The sequence below is a fragment of the Halomonas bluephagenesis genome (assembly GCF_054790765.1).
This window is the reverse complement of record NZ_CP133631.1, coordinates 997,628-1,019,151: the sequence shown is the minus strand read 5'-3', so window position 1 is coordinate 1,019,151 and position 21,524 is coordinate 997,628. Positions and strand designations below refer to the sequence as shown.

The following is a 21,524-nucleotide window of genomic DNA, read 5'->3' as shown; positions in this document are numbered from 1 at the left end:
GATAAAGACAGTATTTATTCTTATGTGACCATTAAGGAGATGCATGATGAAATCACGTGCCGCCGTAGCACTCGAAGCGGGTAAACCGCTTGAATTAGTCGAAATTGATGTAGAAGGCCCGAAGGCGGGCGAAGTATTGGTTAAGATGGCAGCGACTAGCGTATGCCACACCGATGCTTATACCCTGTCTGGCGCTGATCCTGAAGGTAATTTCCCAGCGGTATTGGGCCATGAAGGCGCTGGTGTGGTACAGGAAGTTGGCGAGGGTGTGACCAGCGTTAAGCCGGGTGACCATGTTATCCCGCTATACACTGCCGAGTGCGGAAAATGTAAATTCTGCCTCTCCGGTAAAACCAACCTGTGTGGCAGCGTGCGCGCTACTCAGGGAAAAGGTGTGATGCCTGATGGCACTTCGCGTTTTTCGCTAGATGGCAAAATGCTGCATCACTACATGGGTACGTCGACCTTTAGTGAGTACACCGTGCTGCCGGAAGTGTCGCTTGCGGTGGTCTCCAAAGAAGCACCCATGGATAAAATTTGCCTATTGGGCTGTGGCGTTACTACCGGTATTGGTGCGGTACTTAATACGGCAAAAGTAGAGCCAGGCTCCACCATCGCCGTTTTTGGTTTGGGCGCGATTGGTTTAGCGGTCATCCAAGGGGCGGTAATGGCAAAAGCCTCGAAGATTATTGCTATCGATGTAAATCCCGATAAATTTGAATTGGCCAAGCAGTTTGGCGCGACCGACTTCGTCAACCCGAAAGACTACAGCGATCCGATTCAGCAGGTAATCGTCGATATGACTGACGGCGGCGTTGATTACTCCTTTGAGTGTATCGGCAATGTTAACGTAATGCGCTCGGCCCTTGAGTGCTGTCATAAAGGCTGGGGTGAGTCTATTGTCATCGGTGTCGCGGGCGCTGGCGAAGAGATCTCCACGCGCCCCTTCCAACTGGTCACCGGACGCGTTTGGAAAGGCTCTGCGTTTGGCGGTGTTAAAGGTCGTAGTGAGTTACCGGGTTACGTCGAACGCTATATGAATGGCGAGCTGAATATCGACGACTTTATTACCCACGACATGCCGTTTGAGAAAATTAATGAAGCCTTTGATTTACTTCATGCAGGTAAGAGCATTCGTACCGTGCTGCATTACTGAGTATCATTGGTAATAGGGTAAATGAGCGCGGTAGGGGAAACCCGCCGCGTTTTCATCTTTTCAAGGAGCCTGCCCATGAGCATGAGTGAAACTTTAGAACTGGTGTCTGCCAATCGCAGTTTTGGTGGCTGGCACAAGCGCTACCGCCATTACTCCCGGGCGCTGGATTGCGACATGGTGTTCGCGGTTTACCTGCCGCCTCAGGCTGAGAATGAGCGCGTACCGCTGCTTTGGTGGTTGTCGGGCCTGACCTGTAACGATGAAAACTTTATGCAGAAAGCAGGCGCGCACCGCATCGCTGCTGAGCTAGGGGTGGCGATTGTTTGCCCCGACACCAGCCCTCGCGGCACTGAGCTGTCCGGTGAACATGAAAGTTATGATCTAGGGTCGGGCGCTGGTTTTTATGTAAACGCCACTCAAGCCCCCTGGAAATCGAATTACCGCATGTATGATTACGTGATTGAAGAGCTGCCTTCGGTGGTGCGTCAGCACTTCCCAGTGAACGGGCGTGAGTCGATCAGTGGTCACTCCATGGGCGGTCACGGGGCGTTAATCTTGGCGTTGCGCCATCCTGGCCGGTTCCGTTCGGTTTCCGCTTTTGCGCCCATTGTTAACCCAATGAACTGCCCCTGGGGACAAAAAGCATTCACCAGTTATTTGGGCGACGACCAGTCGCGTTGGCGCCAGTACGATGCCTGTGAACTGGTCGCTAATGGTGCCTCTCGTCAGCGGCTATTTATCGATCAAGGTGAGGCCGACCAGTTCCTGGATGAGCAGCTGATGCCGGAGCGTTTGGAAGCGGTGTGTGAAGAGCATGATCACCCGCTGACATTGCGCCGCCAGCCAGGCTACGATCATAGCTACTTCTTTATCGCCTCGTTCATCGAGGAGCATTTGCGCTATCATGCAGAACACCTCATGAAGCGCTAAGGATATCGAAATGCTTAATCGCGCGTTGCGCCGTTTTCTTGGTTTGATATGGCGTCTTATTTGGCGTGGCGCGCTGGCTTTTATTGTCCTTTCAGTTGCGCTGGTGTTGCTATTCCGATTTGTCCCGCCTCCTGGCTCGATGGTGATGGTAGAGCGTAAAATTCAAAGCTGGATAAACAGCGAACCTATCGATATACAACGCCAATGGAGAAGTTGGGAAAATCTATCCAGCAATGCCAAGCTGGCGGTGATAGCAGCGGAAGACCAGCGTTTTCCTCAGCATCGTGGTTTTGATTTAGTTGAGCTAAAGCGTGCCCTGAAGGCCAGTCTTGATGGTGAGCGGCTGCGGGGGGCCAGCACGTTAAGCCAGCAAACAGCCAAGAATGTTTTTTTATGGAGCGGCCGTAGCTGGGCCCGCAAGGGGCTAGAAGTATGGTTTACGTTGCTGATTGAAATGCTATGGAGCAAGCAACGCATACTGGAAGTGTATTTAAATGTCGCTGAGTGGGATACAGGAGTATTTGGACTAGAAGCGGCGGCGGGGCACTATTTTGGGGCGTCTGGAAGTGCATTGACCGAACGGCAAGCAAGCCTACTAGCGGCTATTCTTCCTAGTCCGCGTACCCGCAGCGCGTCACGGCCAGACGCTCAGGTAGAGCGCCGCAGCCAGTGGATTCTTCAGCAGATGCGTAATCTAGGCGGTGTCCGCTACTTGGAGCGATTGTAACGCTTCAAGCTTTTTCTTTACTGCTAGGTTTACGTACCACCATGACCACTCCTGCAATGGCAATGACCATGCCTGCCAGTCCGAGCAGTGGAAGACGCTCGTCGAAAAGCCACCATGCTTGCAGCGCGGTAACCGGTGGCACTAGATAAAACAGGCTGGCAACGCGCGATGCTTCGCCTTTTTTTATCAACGCCATTAACAGCAGGATGGCTGCGATAGACAGAATAAGTACTAGCCAGCCGAGAGTGAGCACAAACGTCATGCTCCATTCGACCTGGCGGGTTTCAAACAGCAGGGCCCCAATGCCCAGTAGCATGCCTGCCGCTATGTATTGAATAACCGCCCCGGAAAGAAGTGGCATGCTAGTGCAGTAGCGTTTCTGATAAAGCGTACCCAATGAAATTCCCACCAAGGCGGCCATCACGCTAACTAAGGCGCCAAGGCCAAATCCAGCAAAAAGCGAGGTGCCGAACTCTAGCTTGCTGCCCAGTACAAGACATATGCCCACAAGGCCAAGCAGTAGCCCCAGCCACTGGCGGGTGGTTAAGCGTTCACCCAGCAGCGGGCCAGCACAGGCTGCCGTTAGCAACGGCTGTAGGCCAACCAATAACGCTGCAAGCCCAGCAGGCATCCCCAAATAAATACCGTAAAAAACCCCACCTAAATAAGTACCGTGTACCAAAAGCCCTGAAACACCTATATGTAGCCAGAGTGCTGGCGATGAAGGCCATGCGATGCGCATTAACCACGTCAGTGGAATAAGCAGCATCAGGGTGAGTACGAAACGAATAAACAAAAACGTGAAAGGTTCTGCGTACGGAAGGCCAAATTTTGCGCCAATGAACCCCGTGCTCCAGAGTAAAACAAATAAACCAGGCATCGCGGCAAGGCCTAAAGAAGCCATGTTAATGTTTTTTAAGTGATTGATATTATTGGCCATAATTCCTCTGCATAGGGATTCTTTGCGTGCTTTTTTGTTACGTTACGTTCTTTCTGTCACTAACTTTTACATAAAAAGTTGAACCTGTTCCTGAACAACGCGTCACACGGTGCACATTCATAACGCATCAATGAGGTTTCTTTCTATGCAACGTATGACTGCTCTGTTCTCTGCTGCTCTTCTCGCTACAGGTCTTCTGGCTGGCACCGCTCACGCGCAGCAAACTCAAGACCCTGCTCAGGATCCGATGGCTACCCAGCAAGCGCCCGCTCAGGACTTTTCTGATCAGCAACTACAACAGTTCGCCGATGCTTCTCAAGAAATCGCCGTGATCTCTCAAGAGTACACACAGCGTCTGCAGGAAGCAGAAGATGAAACTACCCAACAGGAAGTTCGCGCTGAAGCCAACGACCGCATGATTGAAGTCGTTGAAGATAGTGGTCTAGATGTTGATACCTTTAACGCCATTGGTCAGTCAATCCAGCAAGACCCTGAAATGATGCAGCGTGTTCAGGAAATGGCTAACCAGTCGTAACTCTGTTTATGACAACCCTGGTTCAAAGTTATGGTGATAGGTTCTATGGTAGTTCTCCTTGAGCTAGACACCTATGTAGCATAACCCGTTTGACCCAATGCAAACCCAGCGTTCTACGCTGGGTTTTTTGCTTTTGTTAACTCTCATTTGTGACTGGAGGGTTTACGATACACGTTATCCAAGACAAACTTCATCTATTGATGATGCTGCCGCGCCAAGTGCAGGAGATCGCATGGATGTTGAACTGTTAGAAATACGTCAGCATATGGGGCAGTTCCCCCCGTTTGATGGCTTATCGGATGTATTGCTAGACGCTATAGCCGAGCAGGTTCAAGTACGCTACTACAAAACCGGGAGCGATATATTAAAGTTTGACGATATGCTCACGGAGTTGTGCTATATCCGTAGCGGAGCCGTTGAGGTATATCGTCGTCAAGGTGAGCTTTATAACCGCTTGGGCGAGGGGGATATCTTTGGGCATTTTAGCCTGCTGAGAAACCATAAAGTTCGGTTACCCGCTAAAGCGATCGAAGATACGCTAATCTACTTTATTCCCAACGCCGTCTTTCAACGGCTATGTGAAGAAGATGACGATTTTGCTGACTTTGTTGAACTCGAGCGCCCCCGTTTAGAAACCGCAGCAGAGCAGCAGAAGAAATCTAACGACATGATGGTCACGCGGATACGCAAATTGGTAACGCGTTATCCCGTCATGGTTGAGTCCACCACCACCGTTCAGCAAGCCGCTAAGCAAGTGAATGAGGCTCAAGCGTCGGCGGTGTTGGTAATTAATGAAGGCAGTAATAATCCGCGCTACAGCTTTCAGGATAGCGAAGGCAAAACCTGGCAAATGTGCGGCATTCTGACGGATAGTGACTTCCGCACCCGCATTGTAGCTGAAGGACTGTCAGCGCAAACGGCCATTGGAGAGGTTGTTTCCGAACGGTTAATTACCATTCAGTCGGATGCATCGGTTTACGAAGCCATGCTGACGATGCTGCGCAACAATGTTCATCACTTACCGGTGCTCTATCGCCAGCGTCCGGTGGGTGTTGTTCACCTTTCCGATATTATTCGTTACGAGACGCAAAGTGGGCTGTATCTGGTAAGCAATATTTTCAACCAGTCCAGTGCCCAGGGGCTAGCGAAACTTGCTCCAGATGTACGCGCTGCTTTTGTAAGAATGGTGCAAGAGGGTGCTAATTCGCAGATGGTGGGAAGTGCCTTGTCGACCATTGGGCGTAGTTTTACGCGGCGACTGCTAGAGCTTGCTGAAGAAGAGCTAGGGCCACCGCCTGTGCCTTACTGCTTTATGGTTAATGGCTCCATGGCGCGAAATGAGCAAAGTATCGTCACCGATCAGGATAATGCACTGATCTTGTCAGACGATTTCAATCCCGACGAGCATGACGACTACTTTCACGCGTTAGCTGCCTTTGTAAGCGATGGCCTAGATGCTTGCGGTTATACCTACTGCAAAGGCGATGTAATGGCGACCAACCGCCAATGGCGTCAGCCGTTGAATGTTTGGAAGCGCTATTTTCAAGATTGGATGGCGAACCCAACCCCTGAAAGGCTGCTTCATAGTTCGATCTTCTTCGATTTAGACAGCATTTACGGCGAAGACCACTTGGTTGAAGCGCTTCAGGACTTGATTGCCCAAACGGCTCCTCAGTCGCCACTATTTTTGGCAGCCATGGCCCGTAATGCGCTGAATCGAACGCCGCCGCTTGGGTTCTTCCGCACGTTTGTGATGGAAAAGGATGGAAAACATAATAATTCTATCAACCTAAAGCGGCGTGGTACTGCCCCCATGGTTGACCTTATTCGGGTACATGCGCTGGCCTGTGGGTCTAAAGCGCAAAACTCTTTCCAGCGCTTAAACGATATTAGCAATACCCAGCTACTTGCGACGGGCGTAAGCGATAAGCTCAGTTACGCGTTTGAGTTTTTATGTATGTCGCGGATTCGCCATCAAGTGATAGACCTGCAGGAAGACCGTTTCCCCGATAACAATATCGAGCCGGAGAATGTCGAGGATAGCGAGCGTCACACGCTTAAAGATGCTTTTCAAGTACTCAACAACGCGCAAAAATTCTTGAAGTTCCGCTATCCAGTGCCCGCTCAGCGGCAGGGGCGATAATATGCATGGAATCCGGCCCCGCCAAAAAGTAGTTCAAGCTAACTGGATAGGCTATATGGCTGAGCGTGCCGAACAAACCCATGATGATGCGCTTAGGCAATTTTTTGCAACGCCGCTACCCAACCCTGATACACCTATCGCGCAAGTGCCGATGGTGGCGTTAGATATGGAAACAACGGGGCTGGATGAGCGGCGTCATGCGATTGTCAGCATTGGTGTGGTGCCTTTCACACTGGATCGCATTCCGCTCGCCCAGCGTCGTTACTGGGTAGTGAAGCCTCCTAGGCCCTTGGATGAGGAGTCCATTGCTTACCATCACATCACACACTCAGAAATAGCCACTGCACCAGACTTGGACGCAGTACTGAATGAGCTATTAGCTGTGCTGGCTGGGCGATTGGTGGTGGTGCATTTTCGCAATATCGAACGTCCTTTTCTCGATCCTGCCGTTAAAGCGCGGCGGGGAGAAGGGGTGATGTTCCCGATGATCGATACCATGTCGCTTGAGGCGCGTATGCATCGACAAACATTGTGGGCACGATTTCGCCGCTGGCTGGGGCGTCCGCCTGTTTCGATTCGCTTAAATGCAAGCCGTGAACGCTATGGTTTGCCTGCCTATCAAGGTCATCATGCACTGGTCGACGCACTGGCGACAGCCGAGTTGTTACAAGCGCAGATCAGTCACCACTACACGCCTGAGACACGGTTGAAAGATATTTGGGTTTAAGGGGTGGAATCGCTTAACGCAAACGGGCAGCCATTTGGCTGCCCGTTTGTGGTTTAGTGCAATTGAGATTCACATCATACCGCTTTAGGTTCGCTCATCAGCCCTTTGATAATGGCATAGCATGCCACCAGCAAGATGATGGTGAACGGGAAGCCAGTAGAAACCGCCATGGTTTGCAGTGCGGTCAAACCGCCGCCAAGCAGCAACGCAATTGCGATAGCTCCTTCGATAATCGCCCAGAACACGCGCTGTGGCTTCGGTGCATCCACCTTGCCGCCTGCGGTAATAGAGTCGATAACCAGTGAGCCAGAGTCAGAAGAGGTCACAAAGAAAATAATGACCAGCAAAATAGCAACAAACGAGGTGATTTGTGACAGCGGCAGTTGTTCAAGCATGATGAACAATTGCAGATCCACGCCCGCGTCGCGCACGGCTTCAATACCTTGGCTAACGTACTGGTCAATGGCGGTGCCGCCAAAGGTGGTCATCCAGAGTACCGATACAATGGAAGGCACTAGTAGAACCGAAACCAAGAATTCGCGCACAGTACGGCCACGGGAAACCCGTGCGATAAACATACCTACATACGGAGACCAGGAGATCCACCAAGCCCAATAGAAGGCAGTCCAACCTTGGCTAAAGTTCGCATCTTCACGGCCAAACGGATTCGACAGTGCTGGCAAGTGGACAACATAGTTAAGCAGGTTTTCAAAGAAACCTGTGGCGATGAGCAACGTTGGGCCAACGGCAATAACGAAGAAAAGCAGCACTGCCGCCATAGCGATGTTGATTTTTGAGAGCAGTTGAACGCCTTTATCGACCCCGGCCATAATTGATCCGATAGCGATAATCGTGATGCCGATGATGAGCAGAATCATCGTGATATCGCTTTCTGGTGCGCCAAACAGGTAGGTCAAGCCTGCCGCTGCTTGGGTTGCGCCCAAACCAAGCGACGTTGCCAAACCAAACAGTGTGGCAAATACTGCCAGAATATCGATTAGATGCCCCGGCCAGCCCCATACGCGTTCACCGAGTATGGGGTAGAACACCGAGCGCATAGACAGCGGTAGCCCTTTGTTAAACGAAAATAAGGCAAGTGACAGCGCCACGACCGCGTAAATCGCCCAGGGGTGTAGGCCCCAGTGGAAGATTGTGGCTGCCATACCCAGTGCAGCCGCACCTGCAGCATCACCTTCGGCGCCCGCTAACGGTGCCCAGCTTCCACCATCAAAGGATGTTCCAAAGTGGGTCAGCGGCTCGTTTACGCCAAAGAACATCAGGCCAATGCCCATGCCTGCGGCAAATAGCATTGAAAACCAACCCACATAGGTAAAGTCGGGCTTTGCATCAGCCCCGCCGATGCGGATTTTGCCTAGCGGCGAAATAATTAACCCAAGACACAGAATAACGAAAATATTGGCGGCAAAAATAAAGAACCACGCCAAATTACCGGTCAGAAAGCTAAAAATAGCGTCATATACCGGTGCGATAGTGTCTTGTAATGCGAGTGTTAAGATGACAAACAGTAGAACCACAATTGACGAGATGGTGAATACCTTGCCATGTAGATCAAGGTTCACGCCCATCGTACTGGTGGTGATGTTGTCTTGGCCGATAACGTAATCGGTATCTATTAGATTTGCTGGGCCGTCAGGGGCGGGAATGCCCTCTGAGACCGGCTCATCTGGGGAGCGTTTTGAATCAGGATTATCCACTTTAGCCTCTCCATGTTGAACAAAAACGGCTATGCATTCGAGGAGTACTATGTTTTGACATCAACATCTCACTCCTAACAGGCATTAGCTGGCGGGCGTACCATCAGTACAATAGCAAACGTTGCTTAATCTTTATTCAACGGGCTGCATGCAGCCTTGAAAATTAGCTTTTATTACAGCGATATTATCAATCACAACAGAGGGCCGCAGCCCTCTGTTGCTTCATCGTCTGGCTAATGGCATTAACTATTAAGCCACTGCTCTACCACTTCTTGATTATCTTCAACCCACTGCTTAGCATTTTCATAGGGGTCGCTGCCATCTTCCTGATTCATCAGCATGACTTCGCCCATCTGCTCGGGTGTCCACTCGAAGGCGTCAAGAATGGCGTAGGCTTCTGGCATGTCATCTTTTAGGCCTTGGCGTACCACGGTATGAATCTGCTCGGCCCCGCCATAGACATTTTCTGGGTCATCAAGGTATTTCAGGTCAAAGCGGGCAAACATCCAGTGTGGCGTCCAGCCAGTCACCACAACATCTTCTTCATTGTTAATAGCGCTTGAAAGCGCGGCGGTCATGGTGGCACCGCTACCGCTACGCAGGCGCAGCCCGAGGTCATAGGTATCCACGACCTCTTCAGTAAGAGCCATCAGGCCCGCACCGGGGTCAATACCGATGATCTCGCCGTTAAAGCTGTCGGCGTTGTCGTTTAGGTCAGCGATAGAATCAACATCTGTATAAGCCGGCACTACCAAACCTAGCTTGGTGCCATCCAAGTTCATGCCGAGATCTTCAAGTTTGTCACCTACACGCTCCATGTAGTCAGCGTGGGTGGTGGTTAGCCAAGCGGCAACAATGGCATCGGCGTCGCCAGTAGAAAGCGCCTGGAACATCGCAGCGGCAGAAAGTGAGGTTAGCTCAACTTCGAAACCCGCTTGTTCTAATACAGCAGCGACTACGTTGGTAGACGCTACTTCAGACGACCATTCAACATAGGCAAGGTTGATAGTGCCCTGATCTTGGGCATGGGCCAAACTTCCAGCGGCAACGCCAGTGCCGGCAATGAGGGCTAATGAGGCGAGGCGGATGCGGTGATTCAACGTACGACTTTTCATTCACTTGCTCCTTGGGGAAATAGTCCTGGCGTCTATCAATATAGTGGTTAAGCGCCACAACCGTAGTAAGAATGCTTTCCAACGTTACGTAACTAAAAATTTATAGGCGTGCTATCAGCATGCACATGCAAAAAGAGTGGATCAAGAAGATCGGTCAACGCAGCTCGATGGTGGCCGCGTGACCTTCCTTGATTCACTGTGAGCGGCGTGTTTTCCGTAATGATTGGGTTAAACGGTCAAGCAGCATGGCCAGAATGACCACGGCGATACCCGCTTCAAATCCATCACCGGGGCGTAGCCGCTGAATCGCGCGCCACACTTCGCTACCCAGGCCGTCTGCACCAATCATGGCGGCGATAACCACCATTGAAAGTGCCAGCATAATGGTCTGGTTAATACCTGCCATCACTGTTGGTAGCGAGAGTGGAAGCTGAACCTTGAAAAGTTTTTGGCTGCGCGTCGCGCCATAGGCATCGGCGGCTTCGATAAGCTCAACCGGTACCTGACGGATACCTAACGTTGTGAAACGAATAGCAGGCGGCATCGAGAAAATCACCGTCGCAAAAATGGCGGATACGGAGCCAATGCCGAAAAATGGAATCGCCGGTATCAGGTAAACAAACGCAGGCATGGTCTGCATGAAGTCCAATATCGGCATAATCAATCGGTAAAGCCGATTAGATAATGCCGCCGCAATGCCTACAGGTAATGCGATAACCACAGCAACCAGGGTCGCGAAGACCACTAGCGTGAGCGTCTCAATCATCGGGTTCCAAAGGCCCAGGTTCCAAATTAAGGCTAGCCCGGCCACTGAACCAATCGCTAAGCGAACACCCGCTAACTTCCAGCAGAGTAGGGTGATTAACCCAAGTAGCGCCCACTCAGGTAACCACATCAAGCTATCGTTTAGGACGTCTATGCCGGTTTGAGTAAAGCGTGAAATTGCCCGGGTTACAGATGAGTATTCGCTGGTCAACCAGGTCAGGCCGCTTTCAATCCAATCGCCAAGGGGGATGCTTGGAATATCCATTACTGTTCTCCTGCTCGTGCTAATTCATCCAGTACCGCGCCCTTCACAACGACACCAAGCAACCGCTGCTGCTCGTCAATGATGGCTATGGGGAAGCTTTTATCGCTAAACATAGCGAACAGGTTTTGCAGGGGTTCTTCTGGAGGGACTTTGCGGAAGTCTTGAGTCAGGTAATCAGTAATCGTTTCTGACTTGGCATCAATAGCCTTGCTTGCCGACTCGGCCTCTAACAGACCTATTAGGCGGCGGTCACGATCAGTGACATAAATTGAATCAATACTATGGTCACGCATACGGTGTAGTGCAGTGCGCGGGCCGTCGCTTTCACGGGCGGTAGAACGCACGGGGCGCATGGCGCTCTCGGCGGTTAACACCCGCGAACGATCGACGCCTTCGATAAAGCGGCGTACGTAGTCATCAGCAGGTTGGGTTAATATTTCTTCCGGTGTACCGATCTGTACGACTTCGCCATCTTTAAGTAGCACGATGCGGTCGCCAATATTGAGTGCTTCATCTAAATCGTGGGTGATGAAGACGGTTGTTTTCTGCATTTTAGATTGCAGTTGTAACAGTTCTTGCTGCATATCCTTTCGGATTAAAGGATCAAGCGCTGAAAAGGCTTCATCCATTAATAGCACGGTGGAATCATTCGCCAGGGCACGGGCTAGACCGACACGCTGCTGCATACCACCGGAAAGCTGATTCGGATAAGCCTCTTCCCAGCCATCTAGCCCCACTTGCGTTAGCGCATTTTGGGCAATTTGCTTACGCTCTACTTTATCTACACCGCGAATTTCAAGCCCGAACTCGGCGTTTTGGCGTACCGTGCGGTGCGGGAAAAGCGCAAAGTTTTGAAAAACCATTGAAAAATGGCGGCGGCGACACTCTAAAAGCGCTTTCTCACTTAGCGTGGGAATGTTTTCGCCATCAATTATGATTTCACCTTCAGTGGTATCAATCAGGCGATTTAGGCAACGAATTAACGTTGACTTGCCAGAACCAGAAAGCCCCATGATGACGAGCAGTTCGCCTTCATAGACGTCGAATGAAATGTTTGATAGACCTAGCGTTTGGCCAGTTTTCTCAAGAATTTCAGGGCGTTTTAAACCTTGGTCGCGAAGTTCAAGGGCTTTTTTCGGCAGTTTGCCAAATACCTTGCTTAAGCCGCGGACCTGAATTTTGACAGGGCGGGTTTCGTCCATCAGCGGTGCCTATTGCGTGAATGAGCAGCCTTGTGTCGTTGCTCAGCTCGCTTCCCAGTACCAGATGGCTTTCCCTGCAAACAGCGACACAAAACGGTTCATAATTAAAAATTAAGTTAAGGTTTGGTTATTTATTAATATTTATTATACATAAGTGGGTAGGGTGTGTCACAACGCCCCTTCCACCAAGCGTCAAAAGTCGTCACATGTGTCAGTTTGAACCCGCAGTAACAATTCGCTCGGGATTCAGTTTATGTTTTTTTATTTTTTTAAAGTTATGATTTTTATATTAATTTTTAATGATTAAGGTTGTTTGGCGTGAATCGTGTATTGAGGTATGTAGTTAAGCGATATTTTTTGGTTAGAAGGGAGGTAAGCCTTATGGATAAACACGTTAATCAAGTTACCAAACGCCCCCGTGTACTTACTCTGTGCATGTTAGCGGCCACCGTAAGCACACTTGCGCTCGCCGGTTGTGGTAATGGTGACGACGCTATGCCGCCTGCTGAACAGCCAGAAACGATGGAGCAGGACGCAACCTCTTCTACTGGACAAACATCTACTGCGAACGATAATGCCGCTATGGGCACTACGTCGGATCCTATGATGAACGATGAACCCGCAGTAGCAGATGACCCTGCCATGAGCGACCCAGGGCTAAGCGATGATGCAGCGGCATCACAAGAACCGATGCCCAGTGAAGACGTTAGCAACGTAGAAGATCCCGAGGAAAATCCAGGATTTGGTGAAGGCACCGACCCGATGCCAGGTGCTGATGAGAACGACGATGAGATGAACAACGGTCAGTAATCGTTAACGCTCCCTACGATGATAAATCGACCCAGCTGTCTGTTCCCTGCGGCTGCTCCACACGGTTTATCATCCTTTTCCCCCCGCGCCCGCGGGGGTTTTTTTGTGGCAGTGACTATGTTGGAAAGCCATCTTTAAAAAGAGGGAATCCAACGCATGCCCTATTTTTGCATGTAGCGCAAAGCCTGTCGGCATATACACAGATAGCCGGTCTCACTGTTTAGTGGCCGGCAATTTGCACCAAGTTATTCCTCGTTATCTTCCAAACGACGATAAAGCGTTCGTCGAGCAATACCCAACACTTCAGCAGTACGCCGCTTATTGCCGCCGGTGGCTTCTAACACTTTGCGTATATAGCGCTTTTCTACTTCTTCCAGGCTGGGCCAACGGGTAGGCGCAGGCGCTGGAACTTGAGTGCCGGGCAACACTTCGCCGCTGAGTGTCGGCGTTATTTCCGAGCCGTTATGTTGGCTGGCCTGTTCGCGCAGCCGCTCTGGCAAATCTTTGTGTTGCAATACACCTTCTTCACTCAATGTTACGGCCCGCATAATGGCGTTTTCCAGTTCGCGTACGTTGCCTGGGTAGGTGTAGTTCAGCAGGCTATTCAGGGCTTCGGGCTCAATTTGTTCAACCTGCTTGCTCTGCGCTTCAGCATGTTTGTCGATTAATGCAAACACGAGATGCTCAATATCGGTGCCCCGCTCACGCAGCGGAGGGATGCGCAGCGAGAACGTCTCAAGGCGATAGAACAAGTCACTTCGGAAGTTTTCCTGTTCGATCTCTTTTTCAAGATTGCGATGAGTCGCGGCAATGATACGGACATCTACCGGTTCCTCACGTTCGCCGCCGACTGGCCGTACGGTCTTTTCTTGCAGCGCACGTAGCAGTTTGGCCTGAAGATTAACGGGCATTTCGCCAATCTCATCCAAAAACAGGCTGCCGCCTTGAGCGCTATGAAACAGGCCACGACGCGCTTCGTTTGCCCCGGTGAATGCCCCTTTTACATGGCCAAAAAACTCACTTTCCATTAGATCGGCAGGAATGCTGGCGCAGTTAACAGGCACAAAAGGTGCTTCGTGGCGTTTGCTCTCTTGATGGATAGCGCGGGCCAATAGTTCTTTACCGGTACCACTTTCGCCTAGAATCAAAATAGGCGCATCGCTTTTAGCAAGCCGGGATGCATCGTGAAACAGAGACTGCATGCTTGAGCTTTTTCCGACAATGCCATGAAAGTGGCTCAGCTCGGTATCGTGAGAAAGCGACAAGCGCTGTCGCTCTAAGACGCGAAAGACCGCCTCACGAATCGCATCTAAATCCAATGGCTTGGTTAGAAAATCATCGGCTCCTAGCTTTAGCGCCTCGACAGCTTGGTCAATGGTGCCAAACGCAGTAATGACAATAATACCCAGCTCGCTGCCGCTTTGGCGCAGCTGTTGAAGCAACTGAATGCCGGTCATTCCAGGAAGACGTACATCCGTAATCATCATCGCCACAGGTGTATGGCTAAGTAGCGCCAGGGCGTCCTCGGCACTGGGAACGCCTAGCGTGTCGTAGCCCGCGTCGTTGAGCTCTTCTTCTAATAACTCACGTATAGCGGCGTCATCTTCCACTACCAATAAAGGTAAAAGGGGTTCCTGATGGGTCACAAACGTTTTCCTCAAGCGGATGCGGTTTCACTAAGGGGGAGCGTAATCTCAAATCCAGCGCCGCCAAGGCCGCTATTAAATACGCCAATCGCCCCGCCGTGATCGTTAATAATGCGATGTACCATGGAGAGCCCTAAGCCGCTGCCTTGGCCCACCGGTTTGGTCGTAAAGAAAGGGTCAAATACCTGCTGATGGTGCGACGCTGGAATGCCAGGTCCGTCATCTTCTACCCAAAGCGTTAGCTCTTCACTGTACTGCTTGGCACTAAGGCGTATACAGCTAACGTCAGGCGCTTGCGCTGCGTTGCGCAATAAATTGGTGAGTACCTGCACAATTTGCTGCCCATTGACCAATAAATGGGGGGTAGGGGAGGGAAGATCAATATCCAAATGGATATTTCGTGGTTCCAGCTCCTCTTCCACTAACTCACTGGCACTCAGGATAAGCTGATCCAACGCTTGTGTGCCTTTCTCTACGTTATGTTGTCTGCCTAATTCCATTAACTGGCGAACAATTTGAACAATTCTTTCTACTTCGCCTCGAATACGGCTTAGTCGTGCACGTTCGTCGTCGCCAATGGTGTCCCTGCGGGCTAAACGCTGGGCTTGGCCATTGATGACGGTTAACGGCGCGCCAATTTCATGGGCCACACCGGCTGCTAGAACACCTAACTCGGCCAACTTTTTGGATTTGCGCAGGCGCTTTTCTAATTCGATTTCGCGCTGCCGGCGGGCATCAATATCGCGATCTTTTTCTGCCATGGCATCTAGCATGCCGTTCAAGCCTGATGCTAAGCGGCGATATTCCGTCGGGCCATCTACGGTGGCTCGTTGGCTGCGGTCGCCATCTTCCACCAGTAACATCACGTGTAAAAGGCGATTGAGCGGCCGTTCAATATAGTGCCTAAAGCCCCACCAGATGCTAAAAACAATCCCGGCAGCCCCAATCACAAACACCAGTACCGCCACAATGCTGATAAAGCCCGTATAGTTTTCGATGCCGGTATTAAGTCGGTTTACTTGCAGAACACCTTGCACCGTACCGTCTTGCGCCCGCAGCGGAATCAACGCTGAGTAGTACGTCCAGCCTTCCTGTTGGCGGTAATTGCTGTATAGGTCATCTTGTTCGATAACCTGCTGAATCTCATTCGAAGTAAACAGGTCTTTGCCCAAACCAAGCCCATAGACCTCTCGGCCTTGGGTATCGAACACATAAGCACCATAGATACGATGAAATGAAAAAGCGGATTGCAGCGCTTCTTCTAACGGAGTGTCGCTATCGCGAGCGACGGCGTAACTCAGAGATGTGCCCAGTGCCCGCGTGATAATCTCAACTTCGGTTTGCAGCTTGGAACGCACGTTATCTTCCAGTGATTTGATAGCCACTAGGCTAAATACCACTAGAATGACAAACAGCGGCACGATCACCGTCAAAATAATTAAATTACGTAGTCGCATCAGGCATCCATGATGAATATCAGCCGTTCATCAGTGAACAGCAGGGACAGTGTAGACAGGCAGTATAAAGAGTAGCGGTTCAGATAACGTTAGTATGGGTTAATTAACCACCTGCAAACGGTAAAGGCTGCCCCGATCGCCATCGGTTAGCAAATAAATGGCGTCGCCAGGCCCTTGGCGCACATCACGAATGCGGCCAATGTGGCCGTCAAGAATAACCTCTGCATCCACAACGTTGTCGTTTTCCAATTGCAGGCGCAGCAACGTTTCGCTGGCTAAACCGCCAGCTAATAGCTGCCCCTGCCAGTCTCCAAACGCGCTGCTGGTGACTTCGGTAAGGCCCGAAGGCGCAAAACGACCCTCAAAGCGGTAAACCGAGTCGACCATGCCGGGCTTCGATTCGACTCCGATCGGCTCATTAGTCCTGTAATCATTACCCAAACTAACTCCCGGCCAGCCATAATTACTGCCTGCTTTGATGTGATTAAGTTCATCGCCTGTGCGCGGGCCATGCTCGGTCGCCCAAATTTCACCATTGCTAAGTACCGTCATACCCTGAATGTTGCGATTGCCCGTGGAATAAATTTCATCCAGGGTACTGTCATCGCCCACAAAAGGATTGTCATCAGGAACGTCGCCCGTGTCGGTTAAACGCAGCGTTGATCCTGCATGGTCGTCACGTGCCTGGGCTCGGGATGGGTTAACGCCGCGGTCACCAATACTCATTATTAGGGTGCCGTCTGCTAGCCATGCCAAACGAGAACCGTAATGACGGCCGGGTGAAGAGGCACGATCCTGTTCAAAAAGGTGCTCGATCTCGCCCAGTGAATCCTCTTGCCACTTAACCCGTGAAAGTGCTGAACGGCTGTGATTACCGTCGGGGTTGCTCCCAGTGAAATAAACCCAGTTGTGTTCACCGTCACCAAATGCCGGATGTAGGGTGATATCGAGAAGCCCGCCTTGACCCTGATGGCTGACCGTGGGTAACCCTTCAAGTGTCCGCTGGTTACCGTCTTGATCTACCAGTGTTAGTTGGCCACGGCGTTCGCTGACTAAAAAACGACCGTCAGGCAAAAAAGCAACGGCCCAAGGGCTGCTCAACCCACTAGCCACGCGTTCAAGTGACAAGGTCATCTGATCGGTTTCAATCGTATCGTGAACCATTTCTGCTTGGGCATTATTGAAAATACCTGCCAACATTAGCCCGCCAATGGCTGTCAGAAACCAGCGTTGAAAGGGAATCATTAACACTGTATGGCGTTCTTGTGCTTGGCGCATCATGGTCACTCCTGTCGTCGTGGCTAGTGATGATCATGTTCCAGTTTAGCAGTGACTGCTTAAACCAGGCGGGGTTCCTTGTGTTGCTACATCAGAAACGCTAGCAGTATCGGCAAATACACCAGGGCAAGTAGCGTAGAGCAGAAAACGAGGCTGGCGACATACGCGGGTTCGCGCTGAGCGCGCTGGGCGAACAAGTAGTTAAACACCGCTACAGGCATGCACATTTGCAGCACTAGAATGCTTTGCGCCAGAGGGGGGAGGCCAACCCAGCCCGCAATTAGCCACGCAGCCCCAGCAGCAAGGGGAATGCGCACCAGACTAAAGCCGATGCCGGAGCGCAGGCTTTTTACCTGGATGCTGGCTAGGGAGACGCCGAGCGTAATCAGCATAAGCGGTACGGTGAAACCAGACATTAGGTCGACTGTATTGGCCAGCCAAGGGGGAAGTGATGTATCGGTTAATAGCAGCGCCATCGAAATCAAAATGGCATAGACGGTGGGCGTTTTAAGCAACGTTTTAGTCGGGCTTCCGTTGCTATTAAGAACGGCCCCTAACGTGAACTGAAAGAGTGAGACTGTCACCATCACCGTAATGCCATAGGCAAATCCTGCGCTGCCAAAGGCATACAGGACAACGGGTAGCCCCATATTGCCGGTGTTGGGGTACATCATTGGGGCGAGTAATACGCGCCAACTGCGGCGCAATAGTTTGGCTACCACAAAGCTCGCCGCGCCCATGGTGAGAATCACTAGGGTAGTGGCAAACATCATCTGCCCAAAGCTATTGGCATCAATATTAGCCCCAGAAAGTGATGCGAGCACCAGCGCGGGTGTGCCAATGTTAAACACCAACCGAGTAATAAAGTCGACGGGGTAGGGATGCCCTAAGCGTACCCATAAATATCCCAGCCCAGCACCGGCAAGTACCGGAGCCATCACGGCAAAAAGTTCGGCGAGCATTACTATTCCTTGACGATGATTAGCGGCTCATTGTCGTTAATTAGGCCGCTAACTGGCAAGGTGAATTGGTTAATCAACGTTAGCGGTTGAGTGACGGGGTTGCCAGGCGGCGGGGACTTGCTCACGTAAAAACTCGAGCAGTGCGTTAACCCGGCGTGAGTGGTGGCCGTAAGCGTACAGCATGGTGATCGGCAGTGGAGCGGGTTCCCAGCCAGGCAAGCAACTGACTAAGTCGCCGGGATGATGCTGCTCACGTTTTTCAACCACCCAGTGAGGCAGCAACCCAATGCCTTGGCCATAGGCAATGGCATCAATTTGAAGCACCGTTAGATCGACTCGCAGCCGCGAGCGGGGCGCATTAAAGAGAAAGTCGTCGTGATGAGTATGGTGTAACAGCAGCCCGCTAGAAGCGCTATCGAGTAAATCAATCCACGCGTGTGCCTCTAGCTCGCTTGGATGCTGAGGGTAACCAGCGTTGGCAAGATAGCTGGGGTTGGCATAAAGGCCACGGGTCAAGTGCCCCAACCGCTCCTGGTTGAGACCACATTCGTGCGTTGCCCCTAGCCAGATGTGCACACTGTTACTGTGCATTTTAGTGGGCGGTGACTCTCGGGTATGAAGGGTTAATTCCACCTTTGGATAGCGGGTTAAAAACGCATCAACAACACCTGCCATCCAACCTCGTGCCAATGCCCCGTGTACTTCCAGCGTTACTTTTCCACTGATCTCCTCACGGAGTTCTGCCAACGCTTCCTGGCTATGTGCCGCCATCGCCAGCAGTTCTGTGCAGTAGTTATGAAACAGCAGCCCTGCTTCAGTGGGGATCAACCGGTTGGCTTGCCGCCTGAGCAGTGGCTGACCCAATCGGGCTTCCAACTGGCTAATGCGGCGGCTCAACGTTGATTTAGCAAGCCCTAGTTTTTGTGCGCTGCGCGTCAGGCTACCGGTGGTCATCACATCGGCAAACGCGGCGAGTTCATCAAAATCGTACATGGTCGGAGCCACTGGGCAGCAATTGAAACGCTATTGTGCCATCTAATGATGTGAATGAAAATAATTGGCATTTGTGTTCCGGGTGGCTGAACGCGCTGTGCGACCTCTTTGTGCAAAGACTATGCAAAAATACGAATGTTAATAATTCGCATTGTATTTCAGATGCTCTTTCACATCAAAGGAACCCAGCTATGTTCTCTCGTTTGCGTCGCACGCTATTGGCCAGCGTCATCTCTTCATTGGCCTGTAGTGCCGTGCTGGCACAAGAAACGCCTCGACTAGATGATGTTGTGGTTAACGCGTCAGGTTTTGAACAGCAAATTACTAGTGCGCCTGCTTCTATTAGCGTTATTTCTCGGGAAGAGCTTGAGCGTGGCCACTATCAAAATATCACTGACGCGCTGCGCGATGTGCCTGGCGTGATTGTCACCGGTGGCGGTGCAGGAGATCGCGGCAATGATATCTCACTTCGTGGCATGCCCTCTCAGTACACCTTGATTTTGGTGGATGGACGTCCGCAAAACTCTCGGGAATCACGCCCGAATGGTAGCGCGGGGTTCGAACAAGATTGGCTCCCGCCGCTACAAGCGATTGAGCGCATTGAGGTAGTACGTGGGCCAATGTCGACACTTTACGGTTCAGATGCTATTGGTGGGGTGATCAACGTGATTACCCGTAAAGTGGCCGATGAATGGCACGGCAATGTGCAGCTCGACACAGTGCTTCAAGAGAACAGCAATTCTGGAGACAGCCGCCAAGCGAATTTCTACCTAAGCGGGCCGTTAGTGGGTGAGCGATTAGGGCTGCAGCTTTATGGGCGTGCGTCTGAACGGGATGAAGATGATATTTTGAATGGCTACGAAGAGAAAAGCCTGCAAAGTCTAACTGCACGGTTGAGCTTCGCGGCGAACGATAATCACGACTTCACCGCCGAAGCTGGCATTACCGAACAGGATCGCCACTCAAGGGTAGGGCGTTCTGCCGCTGCTGAGGGTTGCAAAGGTGGTTGTACCGACAGCATCGGCGAGTACACCAACACTCACGTTGCCGTTACCCACAGTGGCCGCTTTGACTGGGGGACTAGCGAGACCTTTGTGCAGCGTGAGCGTAGCGACAACAAATCCCGCGACATCGAAATTACCAACACCACCGCTAAAACTAGCGCGGTGATCCCACTAGGTATGCACTTAGTGACCGTTGGAGCGAGCTACGAAGAGGAGTCGCTGAGCGATACCACCACCAACAAGATATCTGACCGGACTGAAATCGAAAATAGCCAGCGGGCGCTGTTTGTAGAAGATGAGTGGATGCTGACCGACACCTGGGCGTTGACCGGTGGCTTACGCGTCGATGACGACGATAACTTCGGCAGCCACGTAAGCCCACGCCTTTACAGTGTTTGGAATGTGACACCTGACTGGACGCTTAAAGGGGGCGTTTCAACCGGCTATCGATCGCCAAGTCTGCGTGAAATCACTCCCGATTGGGGGCAGGTCAGCCGCGGTGGCAATATTTACGGTAACCCGGACCTTAAACCTGAAACGTCGCTTAACAAAGAGATTGCACTGCTCTACGCCAATGATGCAGGTCTAAGTGGCAGTTTGACGCTGTTCCACAACGACTTTGACGATAAAATTACTCGTATTGCTTGCCCTATCGATATCTGTACCGATGGTCGTAATGATTTTGGCAGCGACCCTACTTATCGCGTCAACGTTGATGAGGCGATTACGCAAGGGGTGAAAGCCAGTCTGGCAGCACCGCTGACAGATGCAGTCTCGTTAACGGCTAGCTATACCTTCACTGACTCCGAACAAAAAAGTGGCCAATATGCTGGCGAGCCTTTGACGCAGCTACCGCGCCACCAGGTCTCGGCTACGCTTGACTGGCAGGTCAACTCGCGACTCAGCCAATGGACAAAAGTGAGCTACCGCGGTGAAGAGAGTCAGCCCACTACTGGCCCATCAAGCCGTTCTGTGGTGGCACCTTCTTATACCTTTGTGGATGCAGGGGTGGGTTACAAGCTAAACGATAGCACCACGGTAAATGCCGGTATTTATAATTTGTTTGATGAGCGCATTACTTACGATGAGTACGGCTACGTGGACGATGGTCGCCGTGTTTGGTTGGGGTTGAATGTCGCCTTCTAGTACCTGTT

At 51.4% G+C, this 21,524-nt stretch carries 18 protein-coding genes; 8 read left to right on the top strand and 10 right to left on the bottom strand.

Going from position 1 to position 21,524, the window contains the following annotated elements; genetic code table 11:
* Positions 1 to 46 precede the first annotated feature (46 nt).
* The 3 genes from REH51_RS04575 to mtgA all read left to right on the top strand — a co-directional run bounded on the left by REH51_RS04575 (position 47) and on the right by mtgA (position 2,813).
* A complete protein-coding gene (locus tag REH51_RS04575; protein ID WP_009721440.1) occupies positions 47 to 1,156 on the top strand; it encodes an S-(hydroxymethyl)glutathione dehydrogenase/class III alcohol dehydrogenase in 1,110 nt (369 codons plus the stop codon).
* 75 nt (positions 1,157 to 1,231) lie between these two features.
* Positions 1,232 to 2,086: an S-formylglutathione hydrolase gene (gene fghA, locus REH51_RS04570; protein WP_039868396.1), complete on the top strand. Its 855-nt coding sequence runs from the start codon at positions 1,232 to 1,234 to the stop codon at positions 2,084 to 2,086.
* A gap of 10 nt (positions 2,087 to 2,096) precedes the next feature.
* A complete protein-coding gene (gene mtgA, locus REH51_RS04565; protein ID WP_009721442.1) occupies positions 2,097 to 2,813 on the top strand; it encodes a monofunctional biosynthetic peptidoglycan transglycosylase in 717 nt (238 codons plus the stop codon).
* A 4-nt stretch (positions 2,814 to 2,817) separates the two neighbouring features.
* Here the strand turns inward: mtgA and REH51_RS04560 are convergent, their stop codons facing one another.
* Complete coding sequence (locus REH51_RS04560) at positions 2,818 to 3,717, bottom strand: DMT family transporter (RefSeq protein WP_442786590.1); 900 nt, start codon at positions 3,715 to 3,717, stop codon at positions 2,818 to 2,820.
* A 181-nt stretch (positions 3,718 to 3,898) separates the two neighbouring features.
* Here REH51_RS04560 and REH51_RS04555 point away from each other — a divergent pair, with 181 nt between their 5' ends.
* From REH51_RS04555 to REH51_RS04545, 3 genes are all read left to right on the top strand, one after another.
* The gene (locus REH51_RS04555; protein ID WP_009721445.1) at positions 3,899 to 4,288 is read left to right on the top strand and encodes a DUF4168 domain-containing protein; all 390 of its coding nucleotides are present in this window, start codon (positions 3,899 to 3,901) and stop codon (positions 4,286 to 4,288) included.
* A gap of 232 nt (positions 4,289 to 4,520) precedes the next feature.
* Complete coding sequence (locus REH51_RS04550) at positions 4,521 to 6,431, top strand: DUF294 nucleotidyltransferase-like domain-containing protein (protein WP_009721446.1); 1,911 nt, start codon at positions 4,521 to 4,523, stop codon at positions 6,429 to 6,431.
* Between the two features lies 1 nt (position 6,432).
* Entirely contained in the window at positions 6,433 to 7,158 is a 726-nt protein-coding gene (locus REH51_RS04545; RefSeq protein ID WP_498936971.1) for a 3'-5' exonuclease, read from the top strand.
* A gap of 74 nt (positions 7,159 to 7,232) precedes the next feature.
* On the opposite strand, the gene REH51_RS04540 is transcribed toward REH51_RS04545, so the two are convergent.
* From REH51_RS04540 to REH51_RS04525, 4 genes are all read right to left on the bottom strand, one after another.
* A complete protein-coding gene (locus REH51_RS04540; RefSeq protein ID WP_009721448.1) occupies positions 7,233 to 8,873 on the bottom strand; it encodes a BCCT family transporter in 1,641 nt (546 codons plus the stop codon).
* Between the two features lie 242 nt (positions 8,874 to 9,115).
* Positions 9,116 to 9,988, bottom strand: coding sequence for a glycine betaine ABC transporter substrate-binding protein (locus tag REH51_RS04535; protein WP_498936969.1), 873 nt, complete (start codon positions 9,986 to 9,988; stop codon positions 9,116 to 9,118).
* 193 nt (positions 9,989 to 10,181) lie between these two features.
* On the bottom strand, positions 10,182 to 11,018 hold the full coding sequence (locus REH51_RS04530) for an ABC transporter permease (protein WP_009721450.1): 837 nt from the start codon (positions 11,016 to 11,018) through the stop codon (positions 10,182 to 10,184).
* Positions 11,018 to 12,220 (bottom strand): quaternary amine ABC transporter ATP-binding protein, encoded by a 1,203-nt coding sequence (locus REH51_RS04525; RefSeq protein ID WP_009721451.1) that lies wholly within the window; start codon positions 12,218 to 12,220, stop codon positions 11,018 to 11,020. Before REH51_RS04525 ends, REH51_RS04530 begins: the two co-directional genes overlap by 1 nt.
* A 381-nt stretch (positions 12,221 to 12,601) precedes the next feature.
* On the opposite strand from REH51_RS04525, the gene REH51_RS04520 reads away from it, so the two are divergent.
* On the top strand, positions 12,602 to 13,030 hold the full coding sequence (locus tag REH51_RS04520) for a hypothetical protein (RefSeq protein WP_009721452.1): 429 nt from the start codon (positions 12,602 to 12,604) through the stop codon (positions 13,028 to 13,030).
* A 245-nt stretch (positions 13,031 to 13,275) separates the two neighbouring features.
* On the opposite strand, the gene REH51_RS04515 is transcribed toward REH51_RS04520, so the two are convergent.
* The 5 genes from REH51_RS04515 to REH51_RS04495 form a co-directional block, all read right to left on the bottom strand.
* Positions 13,276 to 14,676, bottom strand: a complete 1,401-nt coding sequence (locus REH51_RS04515) for a sigma-54-dependent transcriptional regulator (RefSeq protein ID WP_009721453.1) — start codon at positions 14,674 to 14,676, stop codon at positions 13,276 to 13,278.
* Positions 14,677 to 14,687: 11 nt separating this feature from the next.
* On the bottom strand, positions 14,688 to 16,133 hold the full coding sequence (locus REH51_RS04510; RefSeq protein WP_498936967.1) for a sensor histidine kinase: 1,446 nt from the start codon (positions 16,131 to 16,133) through the stop codon (positions 14,688 to 14,690).
* A 99-nt stretch (positions 16,134 to 16,232) separates the two neighbouring features.
* On the bottom strand, positions 16,233 to 17,411 hold the full coding sequence (locus REH51_RS04505) for a PQQ-dependent sugar dehydrogenase (protein WP_498937707.1): 1,179 nt from the start codon (positions 17,409 to 17,411) through the stop codon (positions 16,233 to 16,235).
* 86 nt (positions 17,412 to 17,497) lie between these two features.
* Positions 17,498 to 18,373, bottom strand: coding sequence for an AEC family transporter (locus REH51_RS04500; protein ID WP_009721456.1), 876 nt, complete (start codon positions 18,371 to 18,373; stop codon positions 17,498 to 17,500).
* Between the two features lie 69 nt (positions 18,374 to 18,442).
* A complete protein-coding gene (locus tag REH51_RS04495) occupies positions 18,443 to 19,366 on the bottom strand; it encodes a LysR family transcriptional regulator (protein ID WP_009721457.1) in 924 nt (307 codons plus the stop codon).
* Between the two features lie 191 nt (positions 19,367 to 19,557).
* On the opposite strand from REH51_RS04495, the gene REH51_RS04490 reads away from it, so the two are divergent.
* Positions 19,558 to 21,516 carry a ligand-gated channel protein gene (locus tag REH51_RS04490; RefSeq protein ID WP_498936965.1) on the top strand — a complete coding sequence of 653 codons (1,959 nt, stop codon included), beginning with the start codon at positions 19,558 to 19,560 and terminating at the stop codon, positions 21,514 to 21,516.
* The last annotated feature ends 8 nt before the right edge of the window (positions 21,517 to 21,524 follow it).

Bases quoted from the DNA above. Each gene is read 5' to 3' on its own strand.
- REH51_RS04575 (WP_009721440.1), top strand. From the start codon at position 47: ATGAAATCACGTGCCGCCGTAGCACTCGAAGCGGGTAAACCGCTTGAA.
- fghA (WP_039868396.1), top strand. From the start codon at position 1,232: ATGAGCATGAGTGAAACTTTAGAACTGGTGTCTGCCAATCGCAGTTTT.
- mtgA (WP_009721442.1), top strand. From the start codon at position 2,097: ATGCTTAATCGCGCGTTGCGCCGTTTTCTTGGTTTGATATGGCGTCTT.
- REH51_RS04560 (WP_442786590.1), bottom strand. From the start codon at position 3,717: ATGGCTTCTTTAGGCCTTGCCGCGATGCCTGGTTTATTTGTTTTACTC.
- REH51_RS04555 (WP_009721445.1), top strand. From the start codon at position 3,899: ATGCAACGTATGACTGCTCTGTTCTCTGCTGCTCTTCTCGCTACAGGT.
- REH51_RS04550 (WP_009721446.1), top strand. From the start codon at position 4,521: ATGGATGTTGAACTGTTAGAAATACGTCAGCATATGGGGCAGTTCCCC.
- REH51_RS04545 (WP_498936971.1), top strand. From the start codon at position 6,433: ATGCATGGAATCCGGCCCCGCCAAAAAGTAGTTCAAGCTAACTGGATA.
- REH51_RS04535 (WP_498936969.1), bottom strand. From the start codon at position 9,988: ATGAAAAGTCGTACGTTGAATCACCGCATCCGCCTCGCCTCATTAGCC.
- REH51_RS04530 (WP_009721450.1), bottom strand. From the start codon at position 11,018: ATGGATATTCCAAGCATCCCCCTTGGCGATTGGATTGAAAGCGGCCTG.
- REH51_RS04525 (WP_009721451.1), bottom strand. From the start codon at position 12,220: ATGGACGAAACCCGCCCTGTCAAAATTCAGGTCCGCGGCTTAAGCAAG.
- REH51_RS04520 (WP_009721452.1), top strand. From the start codon at position 12,602: ATGGATAAACACGTTAATCAAGTTACCAAACGCCCCCGTGTACTTACT.
- REH51_RS04510 (WP_498936967.1), bottom strand. From the start codon at position 16,133: ATGCGACTACGTAATTTAATTATTTTGACGGTGATCGTGCCGCTGTTT.
- REH51_RS04505 (WP_498937707.1), bottom strand. From the start codon at position 17,411: ATGCGCCAAGCACAAGAACGCCATACAGTGTTAATGATTCCCTTTCAA.
- REH51_RS04500 (WP_009721456.1), bottom strand. From the start codon at position 18,373: ATGCTCGCCGAACTTTTTGCCGTGATGGCTCCGGTACTTGCCGGTGCT.
- REH51_RS04495 (WP_009721457.1), bottom strand. From the start codon at position 19,366: ATGTACGATTTTGATGAACTCGCCGCGTTTGCCGATGTGATGACCACC.
- REH51_RS04490 (WP_498936965.1), top strand. From the start codon at position 19,558: ATGTTCTCTCGTTTGCGTCGCACGCTATTGGCCAGCGTCATCTCTTCA.